Genomic DNA, 14,806 nt, shown 5'->3' with positions numbered 1-14,806 from the left:
CGCGGATTACGGTCCCAATTCGTCCGATCGGCTTGCGCTGAGGCCGATAACCATGTTCGCTTGCACGTATCTACTGTCGGCAGTTTAGGGAGGACACCACCGTGGTCGCCGCGGCGGACGCGCAGAACTACGCTCAGAAGCTTGGCATTTCTCACGGCTTGGTCGTTCAGGAATTGGGCTGGGACGAGGACACCGACGACGCATTGCGCGCCGAGATCGAGGAGGTCAGCGGCGGTGAGATGGTCGACGAGGACTCCGACGAGGTCGTGGACGCCGTCCTGTTGTGGTGGCGAGAGGGTGACGGCGATCTGGCCGACGAGCTGATGGACGCTATCGGCCCACTCGCCGACGAAGGCTTCATCTGGGTACTCACCCCCAAGACCGGGCAGGACGGCCATGTCGATCCGAGCGAGATCGCCGAGGCCGCACCGACCGCCGGTCTCACCCAGACCTCGACCATCAGTCTCGGCAGCTGGACGGGGTCGCGCCTGGTCCAGCCGAAGGCACCGTCCAAACAGCGCTGAATCCGCGGTTCGCTATGGTCTCAGCCGGACGAGAACGCTCGGCTGAGACCCGACACGACGGAGGATTCACCCCATGCCGCTAGAGGTTGGCACTCTCGCGCCGGACTTCACGCTCAAGGACCAGAACAACCAGCCGGTCTCGCTGTCGGACTACCGCGGCAAGAAGAACGTGCTGCTGGTGTTCTATCCGCTCGCCTTCACCGGCATCTGCCAGGGCGAGCTGTGCAAGGTGCGCGACGAGCTGCCCAAATTCCAGAACGACGACGCCGAGATCCTCGCGATCTCCGTCGGCCCACCACCCACCCACAAGATCTGGGCGGCCGAACAGGGCTATCTGTTCCCGCTGCTTTCGGACTTCTGGCCGCACGGCGCGGTCACCCAGGCCTACGAGGTGTTCAACGAGAAGGCCGGTTACCCCAACCGCGGCACCTTCGTCGTCGACAAGTCCGGCTACATCACTTTCGCCGAGATGAACGGGCCCGGAGAGGCCCGTGACCAGGCGGCTTGGGAGAAAGCCCTCGCCGCGCTAGATTCATAGACCGATCCCGTCGGCACCCGCCGACAGGACCCGGGCGTATAGCTCAGCGGTAGAGCACTGGTTTTACACACCAGCGGTCGGGGGTTCGATCCCCTCTGCGCCCACATCGTCGAGCCGAGTTCAGGAGCGATTCCTGACCATCTGGTGGTGTCCCCGCGAGCACCCCGACACGGTCCGGTCCTCCGCAACACCGCCGCACCGTGGCCGAGTCACTCCGCCACAGCCGCGGGTGGCATTCCCGAAACCAGCGGGGTTGTTCGCGGCGGTTGTGCCGAGTGTCGTGCGGACGGATCACCGGCAGCCTGGCCGCCTTCACCTTCGCTGGACCACTCCGAACTCCTCGTGGACAGCGAGGAGGCGTTCGTCGGTCCACTGCTGCCAGAGGGGCCGCCCGGCAACCGCGCGGATCGCCGATGTCGGTGCCCTTTGCTACTTTTCGCTCGTTCGATGCCGCACGAGCTCAGCGAGGATCCATGACGACCGCCGAAACCACCTACCTGGAACTGTCCGACGACACCGGTTCCTCGCACAAGTTCTACGAGGTGATCGTCACCGGCACCCAGGTGAACATCCGCTTCGGCCGGATCGGTGAGCAGGGTCAGTCCAAAGCGAGCTCGTTCGCCACGGCGGAGAAGGCGAAGTCGGCCGCGCAGAAGAAGATCGGCGAGAAGGTCCGCAAGGGCTACGCGCCCGCCGTGATGGGTGCGCGCCAGCGCCGCGCGGTGACCCGCCGCGTGATCACAAGCCAGCGCTCGACCGCCAAGAGCGCCCCGGTCCTGTGGCGCTTCGATTCCGGCGCCGCCGCGTTCGGCATCTTCGTCGACGAGCAGCGCTGCTGGGTCGGCAACGAGAACGGCGAGGTCTTCACCCTCACGCCCGAGGGCGTGGTGACCAACCGCTACCAGCTGCCCGACGGCGTGAAATGCCTCGTGGCCGACGACTTCTGGATCTACGCGGGCTGCGACGACGGTCGCGTATACGACCTGTCGGGCAAAGTCCCGCGCGCCGCCTACGACGTCTCGGCCACTGACGTCTACTGGCTCGATATCCACGACGGCATCCTCGCCGCCTCCGACGCCGCGGGCGGCCTGACCGTCATCGACCACGAAGAGGAATCCCTGTGGTCAGCCCGCAGCACCGGCTCGTCCGGCTGGATGGTGCGTCTCGACCCCACCGGCGTCTACCACGGCCACAGCAGCGGTGTCACCAAGTACCACCTGGAAACCGGTGCCACCCAATGGCATTCACCCACGCACGGCTCCGTCTTGTTCGGCTGGCAGGAGACCTCCGACGTATACGCGGGCACCGCGGCCAACCGCGTCGAGGAGATCACGAAGCAGGGCGTTACCACCCGCGCCTACCAGTGCGACGCCGCGGTCTTCTCCTGCGCCGCCTCTCCCGACGGCCGCTACGTCTTCGCCGGCGACTCGCACTCGTCGGTCTACTGCTTCGACGCCACCGGCACCCGCCTGTGGAAACTGGCCACCGGCTGCGGCTCGGCCTATTCCATGCAGTACCACGACGAGAAGCTCAACCTGGTCACCACCTCCGGCGCCCTGGCCTGCCTCGACGTGAGCGAATCCGCCATCCGCGACGCCGACCAGGGCGTGCTCCCCAGCACCGTCTCCGTCAAGGCCCCCGAGATCTCCGCCGTCACCGCCTCCAACACCCTCGAGGTGACCACCGACGCGGGCACCGGCATCGTCGTCGAATGCGTCGAGCACGGCGGCTCGCTGCGCGTCCACGTCGTCAGCCCCGGCTACGAGCGTGGCTGGAACGTCCAGTTCCCCCGCGACATCCGCCAGGCAGGCACCCGCTACGTCGTCGACGCCGTCACCGAATCGGCCCGCGGCGGCTTCTACCGCGTCCGCGGCGACATCCGCCGCTTGGGCTGACCGACACGCGGCGGTGCCCGAGGGCTCGGCGCCGACCCAACGGGCCGCGCCGAGGACCAGATTCGGTTGCCGCTGCCGCACCGGAAGCTGTTCGATCAGCCCGAGCAGGATCGCGTCACCGGCAATCCCGTGGCACCACCGCTCGTAGCACGGCGAATGCCCACGCACTTCGATGTCGGCGAAGGCGCGATACCGCGATGCCGTGTCCACATCATCCCCCTGGCGTGTTTCCGGTCCGAACCCGTATCGGCATTCTGCACCGCACCACCGACACTTCGCCCCTCGGACGCTCGACCGCCGGGAGTGCGCGCATGTCGCACCCGCCGAGCACGCCACGGATGACCCGAACGGTGGTGGCCGGGCGGCGACCCGTCCACCACCGGACGATCAGGGTGTCGAATAGCCGATCAGGGCGCCGATTCCGGCGCCGATCGGCACGGTCACCAGAGCGCCGACCCCACCGAGGAAGAAGCCGAGCACCGCACCGATCCCAGCGCCGATGAGCGCACCGACGGCCGCGTTGTGCTGTTTGCGGGCGATGGTGTCGCTGGCCTCGTCGACGAAGGCGGCCATGTTGGCGGTGACCACGGCCGGCGCGGCGATCGGGCGCAACGTCACCGTGCGGCCGTCGGCGGCGATGTCGGTGGCCATGTCGAAACCACCGGCCCCGGTGGTGATGTGGGTCGGCAGGCTGGTCACGATCCGGCCCGCGTTGTCGGTCAGGGTGAGTGTGTCTGCGGCGAGGCGGAAGGTGCCGTCGGTGACCGAGGCGGTGAGGCCGGTGCCGTCACCCAGCGGGCTCGCGGTGAACGCCACTGCCCCTTCCATACCGCGAACGGTCGGCGCCGATTCGGCGTGCGCGGTACCGCTCGCGAGACCGATCGCGCCGGCCGCCAACACCGCGATCGAGCCGAATCGCCATGCGCCCGTGTTCGTTCGAGACGAGAAAGTCATCGTGCCCCTCCAGTCTGCCCGCCGAGACGACGGCGGAACATCCTCTGCCGGACCGGATCTCGATCCGCGAACATTTTCCCAAAGGGAACGATCACACGGAACCCACCAGCGGTGATACCGGAAAAACATCAGTGCGACATACCTGCGTGCACCGAAAGACGCAAGAGCGTGACCGGATCAGGTGAGATCGTGCTCGTAGGCGAACGCGGCCGCCGCGGTGCGCGAGCCGACATCGAGCTTGCCGAAGATATTCGACAGATGCCGGGCCACCGTCTTCTCGCTCACCACCAGCTCCTCGGCGATCTGCGGATTGCTCCGCCCCGCGGCGACCAGCCGCAGCACCTCGGCCTCGCGCGCGGTCAGCCCGGCGGGCAGGGTGGGCGTCAGCATGTTCGCCACCTCGGATTCGGCGGGCGCGGCACCGAGTTCGGCGAACACGGCGCGGGCGGCGGCGAATTCCAGCCGCGCCGAATCCTCGTCGTCGAGCGCGCGTAGCGCGAGGCCAAGATCGGCACGGCAACGTGCGGTCTCGTACGGCACGCTCAGCTCCGTCCACAGCCGGATCGCCCGGCGCAGGTCACCGACGGCGGCGGCGTGGTCGCCACGGACCGCCGCGACCCTGCCCGCCGCCCGTGCCGCCGTCGCCCGCAGCGCCGAACCTCCGAAGCTGTCTGCGATGCTGGACAGTTCGGCGCTCAACGCGCTCGCCTCCGCCGATTCGCCTGCCCCGAGCAGGATGTCGACCGCCGCGGGCAGCACCTGTGAACGGTGCACCGGATCGGGCGTCTCGGCGACCAGCCGTCGCAGGCCCGCGACGGCGGCATCGGTGCGGCCGCGGGCCGCCCAGAGCAGCGCGAGCCCTGGCTGCGGATCGTGTCCGTAGCCGATGGCCGCGGTGTAGGCGGCGTCGGCGTGGGGATACGCGCCACGGATCCGCAGGACATCGCCCCGTTCGGCCTCGGCGAGTCCGGCGGGCGCCACCGCCCCGGCAGCGAGGTAGCGGCGCAGTGCCAGCCCGAACTCGTCCAGCGCGGCGTCGTAGGCGCCGTGCGCGCGCATGAGCTGGCCGCGGTGCACCGCGCACTGACCGGTGAACTGCACCAGACCCGGCTGGTCAGCGCACCAGGTGGTCAGTGCGAGCGTCCACTGTTCCATGCGGGCGAAATCCGAGATCTCCTGACAGGCTTCGACCAGCGAACAGTAGATCTCGCCGGCGAACAGCGTCGACACCTCGCCCGCGTCCAGGTGTAGCTGGTAGGCACGCTGCATGGCCGCGACGCTGTCGTTGGTGCGGCCGGTCAGCTGGGCGGCGAAGGCGAGGCGGGTGAAGTCCTCGGCGCGCAGCAGGTCGGTGTCGGTACCGGACAGGGACTCGAAGGCCACCACCCATTCGCGGCGCTCATAGGCGTCGCGCGCCCGCAGCAAGCTGTCGACCACACCCATCACGTATCACCTCCCTAGGAGGATACGCGCAGGTCATGGGATCGGTTCGAGGCTGAGCGGGCTATGCGGCGGCCGCGACCCCGGCGGGCTCGGCCGCACGCCGCGCGATCCGGCGCGCGAGGTATTCGGCGTCGCGCCCGACGCCGGGGAAGACCATCGACGAGAAGGCGTACTGGAAGCTGAGGCCACAGAAGTACAGGCCGGGAACGGTATCGACGACACCCCGGTACTCCGCGGGCCAGCCGTTGTCGTCGAAGACCGGGATGTCGATCCAGTCGAAGACCTGACGGAATCCGGTGGCCCACACGACAGTGCGCACGTCGAGTACGGTGCCGTCGTCGAGTTCCGGCCTGCCGTCGCGCACTCCGCGCACCCGCTGCGTGCGCCGGTCGACGCCACGTTCGGCGAGGTCGGCGCGCTTGACCCGCAGCATCGGCCCGCCGTGGCGCCGCGCCTCCCGAAGCTGCTTGCGCCCCATCGGTGTCCGCCGCGTGAGGACATGCCGCCAGAGGAACACCAGGACCGGCAGTGCCACCCTGATGGCGCTCGAATCCCAGCGCATCGGCAGCTGCCCGCAGTCGCGGCCACACAGGACGGTCGGGTGGGTGGCCGCCAGTTCGTAGGCGATATCGGTGCCCGAATGGGACGCGCCGACCACCAGCACCGGGCCGTCACCGAGCCGAGCCGGGCCACGGTAGCGGCTCGAATGCAGTTGGGTGATGGCCGGATCCAGCTCGCCCGCGAAGTCGGGCACCCTGGGTGTGCGGCCGAAGGTGCCCGTCGCGACGACGACATTGTCGCAGGCGATGACATCGGCGCCGAGGTAGGCGAGGAACCCGCCGCCCGGTCGCCTGGTCAACCGGTCGACACCGGTCTTCATCCGCACGGGCAGATCCCAGTGCAGCGCGTACTGCTCGAGATAGGCGGCCACCTCGTCCTTGCCGGGGTAGCTCCACGGGTCGTCGGCCGGGAACGGCAGTCCGGGCAGGCCGTCGTACTTGGCCGGGGTGTACAGCCGCAGCGAGTCGTAGTGCCGCCGCCAGTTGTCGCCGATCCGGTCACCCCGGTCGACGATCAGGAACGGCCGCCCCGCCCCGCGCAGCGCGCTGCCCGTCGACAATCCGGCTTGACCTGCGCCGATGATGAGCGTCTCGATGTATTGCGTAGTCATCACGATCTCCTCGATCCGAAGCTGTGCTGTCCGATTCCGACGCTATGGCGCGCCGCCGGACGCCCGCATCGGTCGATCCACCCATCCGCCCGCACACACCGTGGGTCGAATCGTGCACCGCGTCCGGCACGGGACGGGGTGACGATCAGTGGGCAGGATGGTGGTTCAGCGAGTTCGACCGGAGGTACACGAATGACTGTCCTGGTGACCGGCGCCACCGCGAACATCGGCCGCAAGGTCGTCGACCATCTGCTCGCCGCGGGGCACGCCGATATCCGCGCGCTCACCACGAACCCGCGCCGCGCCGCGCTACCCGAGGGGGTGACGGTGGTCGAGGGCTATCTCCGCCGCCCGGAGACGCTACCCGCGGCCTTCGCCGGGGTGGACCGGATGTATCTCGCGCCGACCCCGGACACGGTCGGCGAGGTGCTCGCGCTGGCAAAGGCAGCGGGCATCGAGCATGTCGTCGATCTGTCCGGTGAGCCGGACAGCTGGTGGGGCACGGTGTGCACGGCGGTCGAGGACAGCGGTCTGGCCTGGACGCATCTCTGGCCTGCCGACTTCATGGAGAACACGCTGACCTGGTCGCACCAGATCCGTGCGTCCGGCGTCATCCGCGAGCCGCATCCCGACAGCGCTTCCGCACCGATCGCCATGGACGACATCGCCGCCGTCGCCGCGACCGCCCTTCTCGACGACTCCCACCGCGACCGCGCCTACCCCCTGGCCGGTCCCGAGGTCCTCGCCCGCACCGACCTCGCCCGTCATCTCGCCACCGCCCTCGGCCGGGAGATCACCGTCGAACGCGCGTCCCGCGCCGACACCGTCGCCGCCCTCACTCCGACCATGGGCGACAACGCCTCCTGGTACGTCGACAACGTCCTTACCGACTACCGACCCGATCCCGCCACCCTCCCAGTGACCAGTGTCCCCGACATCACCGGCCGTCCGGCGACCACGTTCGCCGACTGGGCCCGCACCAATGCGGCCCGCTTCACCGTCGCATGACCGAGTCCGGGCGCGGAATGCGCTGGGTGAAGGACGTCCTGACCTCAGCCGACGTCGCGGCGCAACCAGGTGACTTCGGCTCCGACGCAGTCGGTTCCCTGGCGGTAGGACTCGAGGTCGTCGTCCCATGCCGTGCCGAGCGCGCGATCGATCTCGGCGGACAGGTCGTAGGTGCCGTGACCGCCGAGTTCCCTGGCGGCTTGCAGTAGGGCACGTAATCGCATCTCGCCCAGCATCACATCGCCGTTGGCGCCGGTGGAGCCGTGCCACAGACCGAGGGCCGGGACGAAGCTGTAGCGCTCGCCGTCGACGCCTTCGCTGGGGTCCTCGGTGACCTCGAAACGCAGAACGGGCCAGGCGCGCAATGATTGGGCTATCCGTGCGGCGGTGCCGACCGGGCCGATCCAATCGCTGCTGGCGCGCAGTTGTCCGTCGGTGGGCTGTGCGGTCCAGCGCAATTTCGCGGGCGCGGACAGCGCGGTCGACAACGCCCATTCGACGTGCGGGCACAACGCGGCGGGCGAGGAGTGGATGTAGACCACACCCGCCGTCGCATCAGCGAACTGACTCGATGCGCGCACCAGGAACACCTCCAGCCTCGACAAGGAGCGTCTTCCCCAACGACCCGTCGGACCGGCGTGGCCCGAGTGTACTGAAGTGCTCGGTGTTGCGGGTGTTACTTCACAGCGTGTTGTGTGTCTCTGCGATTACGGAATCGCTGAATTCCGGCCACGCCGCCCGCGCCCAGTCCCCGAAATTCTCGTCGGTCAGCGCGATCGTCGCCACCTGGATTTCGGGGTCGACCCAGAGGAAGGTGCCAGATTGGCCGAAGTGCCCGTAGGTGCGGGCGGAATTGGCGCTGCCGGTCCAATGCGGGGTTTTGCCGTCGCGGATCTCGAATCCCAATCCCCAGTCGTTGGGGCGCTGGGAACCGAATCCGGGCAGGATCCCATCACGACCGGGGAATTGCACCGAGGTCGCCTCGTCGAGGGTTTGCCGGGAGACCAACCGCGGCTCCAGCAACTCGGCGGCGAATCGAACCAGGTCGTCGACGGACGCGTGACAGGCGTGGCCCGCCGACCCGTCGAGCACGGCACCGCCCATCCCGAGCGGTTCGAACACGGCCTCGCGCAGGTAGACCGGGAATTCGATGCCGGTATGCGCGGTGAGGAAATCGGCGAGCAGTTCGAAGCCCGCGCTGGAGTAGATGCGGCGGGCGCCCGGCTTGGCGATCACCTCGGGGGTGGCGAAGGCCACACCGGAGGTGTGCGCGAGCAGATGCCGCACGGTCGATCCGGCAGGCCCGGCGGGCTGGTCGAGCTCGACGGCTCCCTCCTCGACCGCGACCAGCGCGGCGTAGGCGACCAGCGGCTTGGTGACCGAGGCCAGCCGGAACACCCGGCCGGTGTCGCCGGTGGCCGAGACGCCCTGCGGGGTGACGACCGCGGCGGCGGCGTTGGCCACCGGCCAGTGCTGTAGCTGTTCGAACGAGCGCATATCGGCAGCGTACGAGACGCGGCTACGATCGTGGTCACCATGAGTCCCGCACCATCGATCCACGGTGACGTGGCGGCCGGTTTCGGCCCCGTCGCCGACGCGTTCCGCCGCAATTTCACCCAGCACGGCGAGATCGGCGCCGCCGTCGCCGTCTACGCCGGCGACCAGCCGCTGGTCGATCTGTGGGCGGGGCATCGGGATCGGCGCCGGGAGGTCGCGTGGGAGCGCGACACGATCGTGCCGGTGTTCTCCTCGTCGAAGGGCATGTCGGCGTTCACGATCGCCACCGCGGTCTCGCGTGGTCTGCTCGACTACGAACAGCCGGTGGCCGGGTACTGGCCGGAATTCGCCGCGCACGGCAAGGACCGGATCACCGTGCGCCAGCTGATCGACCATCAAGCCGGGCTGTCCGGGCTCGACCGGATCGTGAAGCTGGGCGAACTGGCCGATCGCGACACTCTGGCCGCCCTGCTCGCCGCCCAGAAACCGGCATGGCGGCCCGGCACCCGGCACGGCTATCACGCGCTGACGCTCGGGCTGTATCAGAGTGAGCTGCTGCGCCGGGTCGATCCGGCGGGCCGCGGTCTCGGCCGGTTCTTCGCCGAGGAGATCGCGAAGCCGGTGGACGCCGACCTGTTCATCGGGCTGCCCGCGTCGGAGCCGATGGACCGGATCGCCGAGCTGTCGGCGACGAAGGGTCTCGACATCGCGCGCTACGAGCTCGCCGACATCCCGGTGCGGATCGGTGCCGAGGTGTACGCCAAGCGTGGCCTCTCCTATGCGGCCCTGACCAATCCGCGGCCCGGCGCACCGGCCCGCGCCACCCGTCGGGAGTTCCTCGAGGTGGAGTGGCCCGGTATGAACGGCGTCGGCAATGCCCGCGCGCTGGCCAGGGTGTACGGCGCGGCGGCGGGCCGCACAGGCGCGCTGCCGATCAGCGACGCGGTGCTCGACGCACTCGCCGCGGCCGAGACCGCCGACGACGTGCCCGCCGAGGACCTGGTGCTGCACACCAAGAGCCGCTACCACCTGGGATTCCGCAAGTCACGCGGCAGTTTCCGCTTCGGATCGGACAAACGCGCCTACGGCACTACAGGATTGGGCGGTTCCTTCGGTTTCGCGGATCCGGCGACCGGACTCGGTTTCGGCTACAGCATGAACCGCCTCGGCATGGCCATCCTCGACGATGTCCGCAGCCGGAAGCTGCGCGAGGCGGTGTTGCGCTGCGCGCGTTGACATGCGCCGGAGGCGGCACTTCTGCGCACGCACCCGTGCGGCACTCGACGCCCGCCCACACGTTGGGCCGTCGATCGGCGTTGCGCCAGTTTCGGTCGATGCGTCCGAGCATCATCGCGACGCACGACAGCGCGCACCGGAGGAGACTCCCGGTGCGCGCGGTCGATGATCGGCGAGCTCAGTGCCCGGCTACCCCGCTGATCTCGTTCGGCGCCGAAGCCAGGGTCGCGGTGGCCGTGACCTTCCCCTCGGTCAGATCGACCCGGTGCACCTGCTTGGCGCCGGGGTCGGTGACGTAGGCGAAACCGTCGCGGACGAACAGCGCGGGCCGCGGATCCTGCCAATCGAGCGGTTCCTCCCAGCTGTTCGCCAGCACGGGAATGGTCGAGGTGACGGCGCCCGCCACCGGATCGATCACATGGATCTTGCCGTCGGTGCCGAGCACCAGCGCCTCACCCGCGGGCCCGCGGCCCAGTGAACGGAAGGTGTAGCTGGTGCCGAGGTCGACGAAACGGAGGGTGCCGTCGGCGGTGTTCACCAGCGAGACGCGCTGCGGCCGTTCGAGTTCGGCATCCTTGTCGACCTTGTAGTCGCCGAGCACGATCGGCGAGGCCGCGCTGCCGGACATGTTGCCGATCCGGCCGTAGGCGTCAGGGCTTTGCACCTTGGTGAACGTGCCGTCGCGGTAGATCAGGGCGCCGGTCTGGCAGCCGATCACCACGGCCTCGTCCTGGGCGGTCGCCTCGCCGTGCACACCGGGGCAGTCCTCGTTGCGCGCGATCTCCGTGCGGTCGGCGTCGAGGGCGAGGGCGCCGACCCGCTTGTCCTCGGTGCCGAGGGTGACCACCAACTGGTCGTTCGCCAGCTCGATCGCCACCCCGTGGTGCGGCGCCGCCGCCTGGTAGGTCTCGGTCTTCGGCGCGCCGTCGGACAGGGCGTCGGACTCGAAGATGGTGACCTCACCGGTCCCGTCGGCGAACAGGATCGTCTTGCCCGCGTGCCGGACCACGTGGCCGGGCTTGTTCGCGGGGAAGTCGGTTCCGGTGAAGTCGCGGTCGAAGGCGTTGAAGACGCGGAAGCCGTCCGCGGTCGACACCATGACGTGATCGTCGTCGCCCGCCGGATTCAGCCGGTTGAAGCCGTCGAGCTTCACTTCGCCCTCCTGGGCGAGGGTCGCACCGTCGAGAACGTAGATCCCGCCGTCGTAGGTGAGGGCGATCGGGTCGATGCCCGGCCCGTGCTCGTGTCCGTGTTCGTCGGTGGCGGTGTCGGTGCCGCACGCGCTCAGCGCGACCACCGCCGCGACGGCCACCAGGGCGGCCTTGCGTGACCTCATCATGTCCTGCTCCGTTCTTCCTGCGTGTACTACGTTGTCGGCCAGGCCAACCCACCGACGATGGCCTCGGTGTTGGCGCGCGCCATCTCGAGATACGTCTCGGCTCCGCCACCGGGTGGCGACAGCGACTCGGTGTGGAGGTCGATCACCTGCACCTGCAGCCCGGTGTGCTCGGCGAGCACGCGCGCGAGCCGGTCCGGCTGCCCGGAATCGGCGAAGATCGCGCCGACCCCGGCGCTCCTGATCGCGGCGGCGAGCTGATCCAAGTCGGCGGCGCTGGGTGAGGCGAGGGTGGTGCCGCTGGGGATGACCGCGCCGATCACCCGGAACCCGAAACGCTGCGCGAGATAGCCGAACACGTGATGGTCGGTGACCAGCTGCCTGCGTTCCGGCGCGATCGCGGCGAACCGGTCGGTCATCCACCGGTCCAGTTGGTCGAGTTCGCCGAGGTAGCGGTCGGTGTTGGCGCGCACCGTCGCCGCGTCGACGCCGTCGACCCGCGCCAGCACCTCGGCGCTGATCACCTCGACCGCGCGCCGCACCCGTCGCGGGTCGGTCCAGAAATGCGGATCGGGCTGTCCGGCCGAGGCGTCGGCGGTGTAGACGATCGGGTCGACGTGTTCGCCGACCGCGAGTGCCGGAACACCCTGGGCCACCGCCGCGTCCACATTGCGGGCCACGCCTTCTTCGAGGCCGAGACCGTTGTGGACGAGCAGCGCGGCCTGTTCGATACCCGCCGCCTGCTTGGCGGAGATCGCGAAGGAGTGCGGATCGGTCCCCGCCTGCATGAGCACCGTCACGGGCACGGTGTCACCGACCACGGCCCTGGTCAGGTCGCCGAGGATATTGGTGGTCACCACGATCCCGGACCGATCGCTGCCCGCGGAGCACGCTGCCACCATCGGCACGAGGCAGGCGATCGCCAGCACGAGGGCGATCAGGGAGCGCTGCCGCGCTACGCGTATCGCAGGCCGGGCCGCGTCCCCGGTCGGCGCCGGGGCGGTGCCGGATGCCCGAGCGACGAGCGGGCCGCGCAGCGCCGCCGGCGCGCGCGATGTCAGCGGGCCATGTCGCCGGCGGTTCAGAGCGTCGAGTAGCGCGATGAGCGAGGCCGACGCGGGGAGTCCGGCCGCCGGATGCCGTCGGATCGTGTTCACCGGCCGGTCTCCACCAGGTGCGCCGGCGCGATGTCGACGGCGAACGTGCGTGCCGCGCGCAGGTTGTCGTTGTAGGCGATTTCGTGGATCATGCGTCCGCTCGTGTCGTTGACATAGGCGCGGGCGGGGTCGACCTGGATGGTCGCGGCACCGGCGGCATCGCGCGGGAGCAACTCCAGGCGTGCTTGCGCCGCACCGGTTTCCGGGCCGAGACCATGGAGCACCCCGTCGCCGGTGAGCACGAGCACCGCCGAACTCTCTCCCGCGGTATTGACCGCAACCGGATCGGCGATCGCGAGCCTGGACCAGGTCCGCTTCCTGATGTCGAGGGTCCAGACACCGTCGCGACCGGCGAGCGCGGTGAGTGTGGGGCTGCCCGGACGGTGGGTGAACGCGGTGGCCCGGTCGGCGCCGGGGGCCGGATAGGCGATCTTTTCGGCGGCGAATTCCCCGTCGCGCCGGGTCACCACGAGCGCGCCGTCGGCACAGCCGAAGACGAGACCGCGCCGGGTCACCGCCTGGCCGCGCGGCTGCGGACAGGGAGCCGGAAGCGGCTGTCCCGCGCTGTCGTCCCGCGGACGCACTTCCACCCGGCCCGCGTCGTCGGCGACGACGAGCCGCTCGCCGTAGGGCACGGCGATGCCGTCGACACGGCGCGCTCGCGGCACGCTGCCCTGGTCGAGGGCGGTGCGGTCGAAGACGAGGGTCTGCCCGGAGTCGAGCACGACCGCGGCGAGCGCGGGGTCGCTGTGGGCCGCGACCGCGTGCGCGTCGGCGTCGACGGTGCCGATCGTGCGGATCGGGGCGGCGTAGTAGTGCTTGTGGTCGCCGTGGTCGACGGTCCAGGCTCCGCTGTCGACGATCGTCAGCCTGCCACCGCCGCTCACATACCCGTACCGGCCGTCGCCTGCCAGGCGCACGCCGGCCATGTCCGAGGGCCGCGCGTGGTCCGCGCGCAGCCCGTCGACGGTGGTGACCTGTTCGCTGAGCAGATCCACCACCAGTACCGCGCCGTCGGCGTCGGCCACGACCAATCGGGTCTGCGCCTCCTGCTGCTCCTCGGCACCGGCCACGTAGCCGTGCGGCGTCTCCTCGGCCGCCGGCGTCGTCTCCCCGGAACCACATCCGACCAGCGGTACCGCCGCGAGCGCCGCCACCGACGCGGCGCCGAGCTTGCGCGCGCCGAACCGGTCACGCAGCGCGGCGGCCAGCGCCGAGAGGAAGAACGTGCCGACGGCGACGGCGGCGATGGTCGCGCCCGCCGCGGTGCCCGCGTGCCAGGAGATCAGCAGGCCGATCGCGGTCGACACGGCACCGAGCAGCGCCGCGAGCACCATCACCACCGGAATCCGGTCCGACCAGTACATCGCCGCGGCCGGCGGCGCGATGAGCAGCCCGAACACCAGCAGCGTCCCGACGACATGGAACGACGCCACGATCGCCAGGGTGACCAGGCCGACGAGTGCCACCTGGGCGAGAGTTGGTCGCAGCCCGAGGGTGTGCGCCTTGCGTGGGTCGAAGGTCGAGGCGACGAACGCGCGGTGCCCGAGCACGGTGACCAGCAGCGCGATCACCAGTGCCACACCGAGATACATCAGGTCGCGGCCACGGACCGCGAGCACGTCGCCGAACAGGAATCCGGTCAGGTCGACGGCGAAGGACTGCGAGCGCGACACGATGATCACCCCCGCCGCGAGCATGCCGACGAACAGCAGCCCGATGGCGGTGTCGGGCGCGAAACGTTTGCTGCGCCCCAGCATCGAGACGCCGAAGGCCATGGCCGCACAGCTCACCGCGGCGCCGATGATCAGATTGCCGCCGAGCAGCGCCGCCACCGCGACCCCCGGCAGCATTCCGTGTGCCATCGCGTCGCCGAGAAAAGCCATGCCGCGCACCACAACCCAGGTTCCGGCCAGTGCGCAGACGCACGAAACGAGCAGACCACCCCATAGCGCCCGTTGCACGAATGCCACCTCGAACGGGGTAACCAGCCAATCCATGTTACGGAACGATATACTGAAAATGGTTATCGTTTCAACTGAAAACG

13 protein-coding genes, 1 tRNA gene and 1 pseudogene are annotated in these 14,806 nt (G+C 69.6%); 6 read left to right on the top strand and 9 right to left on the bottom strand.

Features of this window, described 5'->3' with window-relative positions:
* Nucleotides 1–101 precede the first annotated feature (101 nt).
* The 4 genes from ACFOW8_RS19175 (at nucleotide 102) to ACFOW8_RS19160 (ending at nucleotide 2,957) form a co-directional block, all read left to right on the top strand.
* Nucleotides 102–524 carry a DUF3052 domain-containing protein gene (locus ACFOW8_RS19175; protein WP_378552200.1) on the top strand — a complete coding sequence of 141 codons (423 nt, stop codon included), beginning with the start codon at nucleotides 102–104 and terminating at the stop codon, nucleotides 522–524.
* A 73-nt stretch (nucleotides 525–597) separates the two neighbouring features.
* Nucleotides 598–1,062 (top strand): peroxiredoxin, encoded by a 465-nt coding sequence (locus tag ACFOW8_RS19170; RefSeq protein WP_378552198.1) that lies wholly within the window; start codon nucleotides 598–600, stop codon nucleotides 1,060–1,062.
* 32 nt (nucleotides 1,063–1,094) lie between these two features.
* Nucleotides 1,095–1,166, top strand: a tRNA-Val gene (locus tag ACFOW8_RS19165).
* Between the two features lie 369 nt (nucleotides 1,167–1,535).
* Nucleotides 1,536–2,957: a WGR domain-containing protein gene (locus ACFOW8_RS19160; RefSeq protein ID WP_378552197.1), complete on the top strand. Its 1,422-nt coding sequence runs from the start codon at nucleotides 1,536–1,538 to the stop codon at nucleotides 2,955–2,957.
* Between the two features lie 42 nt (nucleotides 2,958–2,999).
* On the opposite strand, the pseudogene ACFOW8_RS19155 reads toward ACFOW8_RS19160, so the two are convergent.
* From ACFOW8_RS19155 to ACFOW8_RS19140, 4 genes and pseudogenes are all read right to left on the bottom strand, one after another.
* A pseudogene (locus ACFOW8_RS19155) lies at nucleotides 3,000–3,167 on the bottom strand (DUF2332 family protein); the annotation flags it as partial.
* 177 nt (nucleotides 3,168–3,344) lie between these two features.
* A complete protein-coding gene (locus ACFOW8_RS19150) occupies nucleotides 3,345–3,785 on the bottom strand; it encodes a hypothetical protein (protein WP_378552195.1) in 441 nt (146 codons plus the stop codon).
* 303 nt (nucleotides 3,786–4,088) lie between these two features.
* Entirely contained in the window at nucleotides 4,089–5,354 is a 1,266-nt protein-coding gene (locus ACFOW8_RS19145) for a LuxR C-terminal-related transcriptional regulator (protein WP_378552193.1), read from the bottom strand.
* Between the two features lie 61 nt (nucleotides 5,355–5,415).
* Nucleotides 5,416–6,525 (bottom strand): flavin-containing monooxygenase, encoded by a 1,110-nt coding sequence (locus tag ACFOW8_RS19140; protein ID WP_378552190.1) that lies wholly within the window; start codon nucleotides 6,523–6,525, stop codon nucleotides 5,416–5,418.
* 192 nt (nucleotides 6,526–6,717) lie between these two features.
* Here ACFOW8_RS19140 and ACFOW8_RS19135 point away from each other — a divergent pair, with 192 nt between their 5' ends.
* Entirely contained in the window at nucleotides 6,718–7,533 is an 816-nt protein-coding gene (locus ACFOW8_RS19135; RefSeq protein WP_378552189.1) for an NAD(P)H-binding protein, read from the top strand.
* A 44-nt stretch (nucleotides 7,534–7,577) separates the two neighbouring features.
* On the opposite strand, the gene ACFOW8_RS19130 is transcribed toward ACFOW8_RS19135, so the two are convergent.
* Together ACFOW8_RS19130 and ACFOW8_RS19125 are read right to left on the bottom strand one after the other, a co-directional pair.
* Nucleotides 7,578–8,114, bottom strand: coding sequence for a DUF3145 domain-containing protein (locus tag ACFOW8_RS19130; protein ID WP_378552188.1), 537 nt, complete (start codon nucleotides 8,112–8,114; stop codon nucleotides 7,578–7,580).
* Between the two features lie 100 nt (nucleotides 8,115–8,214).
* Entirely contained in the window at nucleotides 8,215–9,030 is an 816-nt protein-coding gene (locus tag ACFOW8_RS19125; protein WP_378552187.1) for a serine hydrolase domain-containing protein, read from the bottom strand.
* A gap of 39 nt (nucleotides 9,031–9,069) precedes the next feature.
* On the opposite strand from ACFOW8_RS19125, the gene ACFOW8_RS19120 reads away from it, so the two are divergent.
* A complete protein-coding gene (locus tag ACFOW8_RS19120) occupies nucleotides 9,070–10,266 on the top strand; it encodes a serine hydrolase domain-containing protein (protein WP_378552186.1) in 1,197 nt (398 codons plus the stop codon).
* Between the two features lie 178 nt (nucleotides 10,267–10,444).
* Here the strand turns inward: ACFOW8_RS19120 and aztD are convergent, their stop codons facing one another.
* The 3 genes from aztD to aztB all read right to left on the bottom strand — a co-directional run bounded on the left by aztD (nucleotide 10,445) and on the right by aztB (nucleotide 14,759).
* A complete protein-coding gene (aztD, locus tag ACFOW8_RS19115; RefSeq protein ID WP_378552184.1) occupies nucleotides 10,445–11,605 on the bottom strand; it encodes a zinc metallochaperone AztD in 1,161 nt (386 codons plus the stop codon).
* 26 nt (nucleotides 11,606–11,631) lie between these two features.
* Nucleotides 11,632–12,504, bottom strand: a complete 873-nt coding sequence (gene aztC / locus ACFOW8_RS19110) for a zinc ABC transporter substrate-binding protein AztC (RefSeq protein WP_378552310.1) — start codon at nucleotides 12,502–12,504, stop codon at nucleotides 11,632–11,634.
* A 251-nt stretch (nucleotides 12,505–12,755) separates the two neighbouring features.
* The gene (gene aztB / locus ACFOW8_RS19105; RefSeq protein WP_378552183.1) at nucleotides 12,756–14,759 is read right to left on the bottom strand and encodes a zinc ABC transporter permease AztB; all 2,004 of its coding nucleotides are present in this window, start codon (nucleotides 14,757–14,759) and stop codon (nucleotides 12,756–12,758) included.
* Between the last annotated feature and the right edge of the window lie 47 nt (nucleotides 14,760–14,806).

Origin of the sequence: Nocardia rhizosphaerae, assembly GCF_042650365.1 — a bacterium.
Classification (GTDB): Bacteria; Actinomycetota; Actinomycetes; order Mycobacteriales; family Mycobacteriaceae; genus Nocardia; species Nocardia rhizosphaerae.
Note: the sequence above shows the minus strand (reverse complement) of the source record. Positions and strands in the feature narration are given on the sequence as shown.

Coding starts and splice junctions, on each gene's coding strand:
- aztD (WP_378552184.1), bottom strand. CDS start 11,605: ATGATGAGGTCACGCAAGGCCGCCCTGGTGGCCGTCGCGGCGGTGGTC.
- ACFOW8_RS19125 (WP_378552187.1), bottom strand. CDS start 9,030: ATGCGCTCGTTCGAACAGCTACAGCACTGGCCGGTGGCCAACGCCGCC.
- aztB (WP_378552183.1), bottom strand. CDS start 14,759: ATGGATTGGCTGGTTACCCCGTTCGAGGTGGCATTCGTGCAACGGGCG.
- ACFOW8_RS19140 (WP_378552190.1), bottom strand. CDS start 6,525: ATGACTACGCAATACATCGAGACGCTCATCATCGGCGCAGGTCAAGCC.
- ACFOW8_RS19145 (WP_378552193.1), bottom strand. CDS start 5,354: ATGGGTGTGGTCGACAGCTTGCTGCGGGCGCGCGACGCCTATGAGCGC.
- ACFOW8_RS19135 (WP_378552189.1), top strand. CDS start 6,718: ATGACTGTCCTGGTGACCGGCGCCACCGCGAACATCGGCCGCAAGGTC.
- ACFOW8_RS19170 (WP_378552198.1), top strand. CDS start 598: ATGCCGCTAGAGGTTGGCACTCTCGCGCCGGACTTCACGCTCAAGGAC.
- ACFOW8_RS19150 (WP_378552195.1), bottom strand. CDS start 3,785: ATGGAAGGGGCAGTGGCGTTCACCGCGAGCCCGCTGGGTGACGGCACC.
- aztC (WP_378552310.1), bottom strand. CDS start 12,504: ATGGTGGCAGCGTGCTCCGCGGGCAGCGATCGGTCCGGGATCGTGGTG.
- ACFOW8_RS19120 (WP_378552186.1), top strand. CDS start 9,070: ATGAGTCCCGCACCATCGATCCACGGTGACGTGGCGGCCGGTTTCGGC.
- ACFOW8_RS19160 (WP_378552197.1), top strand. CDS start 1,536: ATGACGACCGCCGAAACCACCTACCTGGAACTGTCCGACGACACCGGT.